Source organism: Paenibacillus elgii NBRC 100335, from assembly GCF_004000865.1.
GTDB lineage: Bacteria > Bacillota > Bacilli > Paenibacillales > NBRC-103111 > Paenibacillus_G > Paenibacillus_G elgii.
Genome location: NZ_BIMB01000124.1, coordinates 1 through 2362 on the forward strand (window position 1 = coordinate 1; position 2362 = coordinate 2362).

At 43.4% G+C, this 2362-nt stretch carries 3 protein-coding genes; all 3 read right to left on the reverse strand.

The features are described 5' to 3' along the window. Nucleotides 1-438, reverse strand: a 438-nt coding sequence (locus PEL01S_RS34090) for a recombinase family protein (RefSeq protein WP_164824384.1), incomplete at its 3' end; no start/stop codon positions are given. 36 nt (nucleotides 439-474) lie between these two features. Continuing rightward, on the reverse strand, nucleotides 475-762 hold the full coding sequence (locus PEL01S_RS34095) for an immunity 53 family protein (protein ID WP_127463364.1): 288 nt from the start codon (nucleotides 760-762) through the stop codon (nucleotides 475-477). 16 nt (nucleotides 763-778) lie between these two features. Beyond that, the coding region (locus tag PEL01S_RS34100; protein WP_304363379.1) for an RHS repeat domain-containing protein at nucleotides 779-2362 on the reverse strand (1584 nt) is incomplete at its 5' end.

Consider the following 2362-nt stretch of genomic DNA (forward strand, 5'->3'; position numbering starts at 1 on the left):
ATAGGCGTCCAATAGTTCCATTAAGCCATTGATCAAGAAATCCGAAGGATCTTTCTTATAAATGCTGTATGTCGGCTGTTCAATAGATTTTACGTCAACGTTGAATTTCTTAAATTCACGATGAACCAAAACTTTAACGATGTCGCTTCTCCACAGGCGGTTTGTGTTCAGAACGACAACATGAGCGATAGAACGAGTAGAGAGGAGGGAGAGCATATTCTGAAATCCTTCTCGGTCTACTTCCAAAGCATTCTCGTCTACTTTTGCACCGCTGATACCTTCGTCCACAAACACATGAAGCAGGTTCCATCCTTGCTGCTGACAATGCGCTTCGATTTCTTCCCGTTGATACGACAAGCTGTAACCATCTCTCGCTTGCCCTGTTGTTGAGACTCGAACATAACCAAGGAAGAGGGTAAAAGAAAAACCATAACGCAAGAGCTAGTCACGTCATGGTTAACAAATGATTTCTATTTAATTCATAGCCCACTCTCTAAAGATTCTTAAAATTTCATTTAAATTTAAAGGACCACCTACACCGATAAATGTATCATTCTTGACCTTACAACTAAGCCAGTCATCTTCATTCCGTTCAATTTTTAAATCTTTAAATCCCTTTGTTAACAAAGGGGTATCCGTTAAATCTACCTGTAAGTACCATCCTGGATTATCAATTGTATCAATCTTAATTCCAAATCCATGCTCCCAGTCACCATCACATTGTTCAGAATACCACCGCTGTAGCCATTCTATATTACTCAAATAAAACACCTCTTTATTATGGTTTTCCAGGAATCTCCCAAGGGTAAGGCTTTCTTACACCACCCGGAACACTCGGGTCATTAACATGTGGTGTGTCAACCATCTCGCCAGTTTGTTTATTATAATGACCTGCTCCTTGGCTATCGTATCTTTTTCCTGGAGAGAATGGATTCGGATTTCTAGGGTCAGACTTATTCCATAGTTGCCAATTAGTAATTTCCCCAGTATTAGCGTCACGTTTATACGTTGAGTGCTCTCCAGTAGCCTCAGGATCGTATTTCATATTATTCTTACTTTTTCCTCCAGTTTTCGCGCCAGCACCAATATTACCCACACCGGGTCCCATGCCACCCAAGATTGGTCCCACTTCACCCATAAATTGTACTTCTTCAGAAGAATTCTCGATATTTTTAGCGATTGAACGGTTTACACTTAGAACCCAGTCAGCTCTTGATTCATTTTGTATCCTCTTTTTTGCCCAAGCGCCATCTCCGTCATCTTTCAAAGCTGTGTTTAAAAGGTACTTAGCTTCATTTTTATCTAAGAATGAATTCTGCATTACATAATTTACTGCCCAATCATAATTCCCCGCACTCGTTGCCCCTCTATTTGCAAGGTAAGTAGCCTGGTTATAGCTTATGTACGCATTTCCACTCGGGTCAGTACGGGTTAATGGATTATTATGCACATACGTATAAAGATTCAAACTCAGCGGATTGCTTATATCCCCTTCATACGTATCCTCATTTATAAATCTGCCGACACTCGGATCATACCATCTGGCGCGCAGATACTGCAAATTCGTACTGCTGTCCCAGAACTCCCCGCTGTATCGGAATGGCTGCAGTACTTGCTCCGACGTACTGAGCGGATTCCCCCAGATGTCATAAGTATACCGGTTAATGACATTGCCATTACCGTCCGCTAATCCTACAACATCTCCATGACCGTTGTGAAGGTAGAATGTTTTGGTGCCGCTAGCATCTTGACGGGCTACTAAGCCGCTACCACCACGGATATATCTTGCTTTCATCGTCACGGTGCCGTTGCTGACCGTTCCCTCTGCAATCATATTCGCTCCGTCATAGTAATAGCGCGTCGTCTGTCCATTCTCCGTCCGCTCGTAGAGCATCCCATCCCCATTATAACGATAGGAGACGTTCTTGCCATCATCGGTTGTCACTTGAGCGAGTCGGTTGCGATCATCATATCGGTAACCGGCTCCGCTCATATCGATGCTCTTGCTGCTCTGCATCGTTTGACGGTTGCCGCGGGTATCGTACGTATAAGCTTCATTAAATTGACTGGATTTTTCGATCCGGTCAAGCTTATCGTAGGAGAACGTATTCCCTTGGTCGTTCTCGTTTTTGCTTGTCTGGTTTCCGTTATTATCGTACGTATATCCGTACGAATTCACAGACGCACCATACCTTGTTTGCGTAAGATTCAGCAAATTGGCACCATCGAATGCGTAGCTCCATGCGATTCCGTTACGCTGGGTTACGTTGGATAACAAATTATTTTTCTTATAATCATAACTTGCATCCCAGTCGGCCATAGCTGGACCTACACCCTTCAGCCGGTTTCGGTTGTCATACCC